This window comes from Streptomyces sp., from assembly GCF_035563135.1.
Taxonomy (GTDB): domain Bacteria; phylum Actinomycetota; class Actinomycetes; order Streptomycetales; family Streptomycetaceae; genus Streptomyces.
On the sequence record NZ_DATMVN010000839.1, the window covers coordinates 1 to 6,823 of the forward strand.

The following is a 6,823-nucleotide window of genomic DNA, read 5'->3' on the forward strand; positions in this document are numbered from 1 at the left end:
GCCGCGCCTCGTAGGGCGTGGACAGGACCACGGTCGTACGGGTGGACACACCGGCCAGCGTGCGGATCCGGGTGAGCAGGTGTTCGAGCTCCAGAGGGCTGGAGACCCGCACCTTGAGGATGTAGTTCTCGTCGCCCGCGACGCTGTGGCACGCCTCCAGCTCCGGCACACCGGCGAGCCGTTCGGCTATGTCGTCCGGTGCGCTCGGGTCGAAGGGCTTCACCGAGATGAACGCGGTGAGGGGCAGGCCGACGGCCTCCGGGTCGACGACAGCGGCGTAGCCCCGGATCACCCCGCGCTGCTCCAGCCGGCGCACGCGCTGATGAACGGCCGAGGTGGACAGGCCGGTGGCCTTGCCCAGGTCGGTGTAGCTCATCCGCCCGTCCTTGACGAGCAACTCCACGATCTGACGGTCCAGCTCCTCCATGCGGATCAACCTACGGCCCAGGGTCCCTCCAGGCACAGTCGCAGGAGCCCCGGAAGGGCACGTTCGAGGGGCATGTGACGAACACCACAATTCTACGGGTGGGTAGCCGAAGGCCTCACGGTTACGGCCGGCGTCCGGCGGGCAGTGCTTGCTGTGGCCGAGGCCGTGTCGCCTTGCCGGCCCACCCGAGGGGGGAAAGACCCATGCAGAGCCTGAAGCTCACCGGACGTACCGAACCGGAGCCCGACGAAACCCCCGTACACGCCGCCTACGCCGTTCCTGACGAGGACGCCGTTCCTGACGCGTACGACACCTTCGAGATGTACCGGGTGATCTGCCCGGACTGCGCCCAGCCGATCGCCCTGCTGGCGGACGAGGACGTGCTTCCCGAGCACGCGCTGTGCCCCACGCCGTGGAACCCGTTCGTGCTCACCGTCTGCCCCGGTACGAACCGCGACGCCTCCCGGGCGCGCCCGGCGGACGAGTCCCTCGATGTCCAGGAGCAGGAGACCGCACTGCTGTTGACGCTCCCTCAGGGACTCGACTGGCGGATGCAGCCCTTTTCCCACGCCGGTGGTCCGGGTTCACGCCCCCTGCGGTACGCATCGCAGACGCGGCGTCACGCCGCCTGAGGTCCCGCGCTCCGGGGGCGCACCTCTCCGCGCGCACCACGGCGGCCGGGCCGGCGTGGTGCGGACAGTTCACCGGCCGGCCGGTGGCCGCGGCACCCGGGGAACGGGCGCGCGAATCGGCCGGACAGTGACCCGGAATCCCGCGGCCTCGTCGGCTCTGTACGACCACGCCGCATACGACGGCGCGCCCCGTCCGCCGCAGTTCCGCCGCACCGGCGTCCGGAGAATCGGTGCCTCAGCCCGGACCGCCGCCCCGGCCCGCCACCCCGGGAGGGCGCACAGCCGTCCGTCCACCGAGCGGTGCCGCGTCTTCGGGGGAGTTCGGGCCGGGCCCTGCCGGACCGTCATGACCAGGAACGGGACCTGACCATGACGGCGTCCGCCCGGCCGGGCCGCCCCGCCCGGGTCAGCGCGTCTCAGGACCCGCGAGGTGACGGGCGATGACCATGCGCTGGATCTGATTGGTGCCCTCGACGATCTGGAGCACCTTGGCTTCGCGCATCAGCCGCTCGACGGGGAAGTCGAGGGTGTAGCCGTATCCGCCGAGCACCTGGACCGCGTCGGTGGTCACCTGCATGGCCGCGTCGGTACAGAACAGTTTCGCCATCGCCGCCTGCCGGGAGAACGGCAGGCCGGCGTCGCGGAGCCGCGCCGCCTCCAGATAGAGCGCCCGGCCTGCCTCGATCCTGGTGGCCATGTCGGCGAGCATGAAGCGCAGCCCCTGGAAGTCGGCGACGGGCCGGCCGAACTGTCGCCGGCCGGTGGCGTATCCGACCGCCTCGTCCAGGGCCGCCTGGGCGACCCCGACGGCACAGGCGGCGATCCCCAGCCGCCCCGAGTCGAGCGCGGACAGGGCGATGGCGAAGCCCTGCCCTTCGTCACCGATGCGGCGGTCGCCGGAGATCCGTACACCGTCGAAGTGCAGCTGAGCGGTGGGGGAACCCTTCATACCCATCTTCTTCTCGGGCACGGCCGCGGCGAGGCCCTCGGCGTCACCGGGGACGAGGAAGGCGGTGATACCACGCGGGCCCTCCTCCCCGGTGCGGGCCAGCACCGTGTAGAAGTCGGCGATACCACCGTGCGTGATCCAGGCCTTCGTCCCGGTGAGAACCCAGTCCTCGCCGTCCCGTACGGCTTTCGTACGGAGCGAGGCGGCGTCGGAGCCCGAGGACGGCTCGGAGAGGCAGTAGGCGCCGAGCAGGCCGCCCGAGAGCATCGCCGGGAGATGGGCGGCCCGTTGCTCCTCCGTGCCGTACCCGGCGAGCGCGTGACAGGCCAGCGAGTGGACACTGACGCCGAGACCGACGGTGAGCCGGGCGGCCGCCAGCTCTTCGAGGACCTGGAGGTAGACCTCGTACGGCTGGTCGCCGCCTCCGTGTGCGGAGTCGTACGGCAGTCCCAGCAGGCCGGCCTCGGAGAGCAGGGTGAAGAACGGGCGCGGGAAGAAGCCCGCCTCTTCCTCCTCGGCCGCCCGGGGAGTGACTTCTTTCGACACGATGTCGCGTACGAGCTCGACGAGCTGCCGGGACTCCTCGGTGGGCAGACGGCGTTGCACCGGCTGCGGGGCACGGTCGGACATGACGGCGCTCTCCTCCCTGTCGGGCGTGACGACGGATGCGCGCGGGGTGTGCGCGGCACCGCCGGGTGGTCCCGGGCGATGCCCGGAAATCTACGGCTCCCCAACCGATCCTGCCTTCCCGGATCACGGGAGGCGCTGGCCAGCGGCTGTGGCGCGTTGAGTATGCCCGATCGGAGCCCCTGCGTCACCGGTCGGCAAGGGCCTTGATCAGGGAAATCGGTCCGAACCATTGACCTAAGTGGTCTAGTCCTTCTACGGTCTCCCCACTGCTTCACCCCGTCCATGCCGATTTCTGACGGACCGGGCAGCAGACACCCCCCACACCCGAGCCCGCCACCCCCGCCGAGGCGGGCCGCGTCGACCGGTGGCGGCCGGCCCTCGGCATGGAAGACGGCGGGAGGAGCCGGTGCGGACTCCCCCGTTCGAAGCCCGGCCGCATCCACACCCCTAGTTTGGTCTAGACCAAGAGGGGTACGCTCTCATAGCCATGCGTGACCGCTCCGCCGTCACGCATGCCACTGCTTGTCATGCACACGCTTACTTGCTCGTGCAGGCAGGCACCGACCCCACCGAGGAGTTGTCATGAAGAGCAAGAAAACGCTGGCCGTCGCCATCGGCGCGGGCATCGCCCCGCTCCTGGCCATCAGCTTGCCCGCCGGCAACGCGAGCGCGCACGGCTACATATCCTCACCCCCCAGCCGGCAGGCCCAGTGCGCCGCCGGCACGGTCCCCTGCGGTTCCATCAAGTACGAGCCGCAGAGCGTCGAGGGCCCCAAGGGCTTAATGAGCTGCAACGGAGGGAACGCCGCCTTCGCCGAGCTCAACGACGACAGCAAAGGCTGGAAGGTCACCCCGGTCAGCCGGACGACCAGCTTCAACTGGCGGCTGACGGCACGCCACGCCACCAACACCTGGCAGTACTACGCGGGCGGCCGGAAGATCGCGGAGTTCAACGACGGTGGCGCCCGGCCGGGCGAGACCGTCACCCACCAGGTGAACTTCGGCAGCCTGACCGGCAAGCAGAAGGTGCTGGCCGTGTGGAACATCGCCGACACCGCCAACGCCTTCTACGCCTGCGTGGACGTGAACGTGAGCTGACCCGCGACCGCACCACCGTGCCATCGCACCACGGCGCCGCCCGGCTCTGCCGGCAGGCACCAGAACCTCAACGAACCGAACAGCCCATGCCCGGAGCGAACGGTGCGCCGTTCGCTCCGGGCACCACAGCACCTCGCCTGTACGCAGGTGATCACGCCGGGCGGCACCGCACTCGTACGCAGGCGAGCACGCCGCCGGGCCGGCCCGCCGGCCACCCCATCGAGATGAGGTCCCATGAACCGCCACCGAGTCACCGCCCGCGCAGCCGTCGTGGCCCTGCTCGCCGCCGGCCTCGCCGCGTCCCCCGCCGTCGCGGCTCCCGCCACCGCCGGGGCCAAGGCCCGCGTCGGCGCCGACTGGGCGAAGCAGGCGATCACCTTCACCGCCGCCCCGGGACAGGTCAACGACCTCCACGTGGTCCCGATGGACCAGGGCGACGGGGTCCGGCTCATCGGCTTCCGCGACGCGGTGCCGCTCCAGCCTGGTGACCACTGCACGTACCTGCAACCAGAGGTCGAGACGTATGTCGTCTGCGAACTGCCCACCGGCAGCTCTCGGCCGGACCGGATCGCCGTCCTGCTCGGCGACGGCGACGACGAGATCGTCACCAGCGACCCAGGGGTGGCCACCGTCAGCGGTGGACCCGGCGACGACACCCTGCACGCCCACACCGCGCACACGGTACGAGGTGACGCGGGCAACGACATGGTCATGGGGCACGTCGTCCTGGACGGCGGCGACGGCATGGACCACCTGATGGGCGACGACGGCGACCAGCGGATGTGGGGCGGCCGGGGCGACGACATGATCGAGGGTTACGGCGACACGGACCTCGTGTACGCGGGCCCGGGCGACGACCACGTCATGGGCGGGGACGGCGAGGACGTCCTCCTCGGCGGCTCCGGCGACGACATGCTGCACGGCCAGGCCGGCGACGACATGCTCGTGGGCGGCCCGGGGAAGGACATGACCGAAGGCGGTCCCGGCCGGAACCTCGTCCTCCCGTAGCGGCACCGGGCCCCTTCTCACGTCCGGGTGAGTATCCGCTTTCGGAGCTTGGCGAGGATGCGTTTCAGGGGCCGCGAGACGTGCGCCGCTCAGAGGTGGCCGTCCAGGAACTCCCGTACCCCGGCGATGGTCACAGGCCCCGTGCCGTGCGCCACCGCCTCTCGTTCCTTCAGCAGGACGTAGGACGGGGCCCCGGTGATGCCGTATCGCTCGGTTGTCGACGGGCAGCGTGTGATGTCGGTGCGGACGACCGTCAGGCGGCCCCTGCGATCGATGGCGATGGCGCTCATGACGAGGTCCATCGCCCGGCACGGCTCGATCGCCTTGGGCCATGTCCCCGTGAAGTAGGCGAGAACCGGAACTCCGCTCATTCCGAGGATGAAATCGAACTCCGCGTCCTCACGGGGGGAATGAACCTGTTTTGCCATGGGCGCTCCTGGCCTCACCTTCCGTCGCTCCGTCCCATCATCCCTCGTGAGGTGTGCGGACGCGGTCGTGGTCGCGGTCGGTCGACCTACGCGTCAGCTGCCCCGAAGGCCGACCGCCAGCGTCAGCTCCAGGACCCTGTGCGGCGAGGCGAGATCCGGGAACAGCTCCCGCAGCTGCGACATCCGGTGGCAGACCGTCTGGGGATGGACGAACAGTGCCGCCGCCTCGTCCCGCCTGCCCTGGTGCAGCAGCCACGCCCGCAACGTCTCCTCCAGCCGCCGTGCGGTCGCGGGAGGCACGGTCCGCAGCGGTGCGAGGGCGCGGGCACGCAGGTCCGCGAACCCGTCCGCGTCGGCGCTCAGCACCAGCTCGGGCAGGTGGTCCTCGGTGTCGCGGATATCCGAGGAGAGGGAACGTGCGCGTACGGCTCGTGCGTACGAGGCGGACGCACGGGTCCACGGACGGGATCCGGGAGCCGCTCCTGTTGGGCGCCCGAGCAGCCGACCGGCTCGTTTTCGTCTTCAAGGGGCACCACCGGGCCGTCCTCGCCCTCGAGCTGGGGGCGCGCTCCTTCCCCTTCCGGTGGTTCTGGGACCCGGACGTCCAAGCCGTGGAGCACGATCCCTTCCCGCACCACGCGCTGGGACCGGACGGGCAGGAGTGGCTGCGCCACCAGGAGACGCGTTCATGACCGCCCGCTTCCGCAGATGCGGACACGGCAGCGGACCAATGCACCCCGGCGCCCAGAAGGCGGTCGCGGAATGCACCGCCATGCTCGCCGCCCACCAGAGGCCGGTCCCCTGGACCGGCTGCGGCGACGTCGCCGTACGGATCGGCAAGCCCGGCCTGAAACGCGGGCGCCCTCTCCCCACCCAGCAGCCCGACACCGGACCCCTCGCCCTGGTCCTCATCCACCCCGACACCGAGACCACTCTCACCCGCACCCTTCACTGCGCCCGGACGCGAATCCACGGCGCCTGGGCCGACCCCTACCGGCTCCTCACCAACGCCCTCGCCGGACGCGAAGTCCCACCCGACATTGACCTGAGCACCTGAGCCCATGAAGCGGCCCTCGCCGTCCCGGACCTCGCTCCGGGATGGCGAGGGCCGCTTTTTGTATTTCTGGGGGTAGCCAGCTCGACTTCTTGGTGCTGGCGCCGGTGTTGCGTTTGTCGCAGGCGTGGTCGTGTGAGTGTTCTGCGACGTCGCGCGCCCCTCTTGGGGTCGCTGAACGCGGATCGATGGCAGGGTGCTCGCACCGTATGGCTTCCGCCTCAAGAAGTTGCCGCATCCGGTCTGAGCGAGGGGAAAGTAAATTTTCTGGCAAAAGTGACTTTTGGTGCAAAAGTGAACGCCTGTAGGGGGGTGTAGGCGGCCGGACTTGGAAGTGCCGGGGTGATCGGACATGGGATCAGCTGTGGGGCCGCCAGCGGGACATACAGCGCTTCCGACTCTCCGGGTTCCTTGTTCTCCGGCGCCTGAGGTTGCGGTATTACGCCGCAATACTGCCCGGGACTGCTGCACGGATAGGTGACAGTGGGGTTATGCAGCCAGGGCTGCGGGTGGGGTCATGATGGTCTCGTACTCGACGGGGGTCAACCGGGCCAGGCGTTTCTGGCGTCGGCGTCGGTGGTAGGTGCGCTCGATCCA

At 70.1% G+C, this 6,823-nt stretch carries 8 protein-coding genes and 1 pseudogene; 5 read left to right on the forward strand and 4 right to left on the reverse strand.

Translation table 11 applies throughout. From position 1 onward, the window contains the following. On the reverse strand, positions 1-427 hold a 427-nt coding region (locus tag VN520_RS37130; protein ID WP_325751364.1), incomplete at its 3' end, for an Lrp/AsnC family transcriptional regulator. Positions 428-630: 203 nt separating this feature from the next. Here VN520_RS37130 and VN520_RS37135 point away from each other — a divergent pair. Continuing rightward, complete coding sequence (locus VN520_RS37135; protein ID WP_325751365.1) at positions 631-1,059, forward strand: hypothetical protein; 429 nt, start codon at positions 631-633, stop codon at positions 1,057-1,059. Positions 1,060-1,465: 406 nt separating this feature from the next. Here the strand turns inward: VN520_RS37135 and VN520_RS37140 are convergent, their stop codons facing one another. Beyond that, complete coding sequence (locus VN520_RS37140) at positions 1,466-2,638, reverse strand: acyl-CoA dehydrogenase family protein (RefSeq protein WP_325751366.1); 1,173 nt, start codon at positions 2,636-2,638, stop codon at positions 1,466-1,468. 582 nt (positions 2,639-3,220) lie between these two features. Here VN520_RS37140 and VN520_RS37145 point away from each other — a divergent pair. Continuing rightward, the gene (locus VN520_RS37145) at positions 3,221-3,736 is read left to right on the forward strand and encodes a lytic polysaccharide monooxygenase auxiliary activity family 9 protein (protein WP_325751367.1); all 516 of its coding nucleotides are present in this window, start codon (positions 3,221-3,223) and stop codon (positions 3,734-3,736) included. A gap of 234 nt (positions 3,737-3,970) precedes the next feature. Further along, the gene (locus tag VN520_RS37150; protein WP_325751368.1) at positions 3,971-4,744 is read left to right on the forward strand and encodes a calcium-binding protein; all 774 of its coding nucleotides are present in this window, start codon (positions 3,971-3,973) and stop codon (positions 4,742-4,744) included. A gap of 89 nt (positions 4,745-4,833) precedes the next feature. Here the strand turns inward: VN520_RS37150 and VN520_RS37155 are convergent, their stop codons facing one another. Further along, a complete protein-coding gene (locus VN520_RS37155) occupies positions 4,834-5,172 on the reverse strand; it encodes a thioredoxin family protein (RefSeq protein ID WP_325751369.1) in 339 nt (112 codons plus the stop codon). Positions 5,173-5,265: 93 nt separating this feature from the next. Beyond that, positions 5,266-5,640 (reverse strand): annotated as a pseudogene (locus tag VN520_RS37160) (helix-turn-helix domain-containing protein); the annotation flags it as partial. Here VN520_RS37160 and VN520_RS37165 point away from each other — a divergent pair. Together VN520_RS37165 and VN520_RS37170 are read left to right on the forward strand one after the other, a co-directional pair. Continuing rightward, complete coding sequence (locus VN520_RS37165) at positions 5,589-5,864, forward strand: hypothetical protein (RefSeq protein WP_325751370.1); 276 nt, start codon at positions 5,589-5,591, stop codon at positions 5,862-5,864. The pseudogene VN520_RS37160 and the gene VN520_RS37165 sit on opposite strands and share 52 nt — an antisense overlap. Continuing rightward, positions 5,861-6,229 carry a hypothetical protein gene (locus VN520_RS37170; RefSeq protein WP_325751371.1) on the forward strand — a complete coding sequence of 123 codons (369 nt, stop codon included), beginning with the start codon at positions 5,861-5,863 and terminating at the stop codon, positions 6,227-6,229. Before VN520_RS37165 ends, VN520_RS37170 begins: the two co-directional genes overlap by 4 nt. The last annotated feature ends 594 nt before the right edge of the window (positions 6,230-6,823 follow it).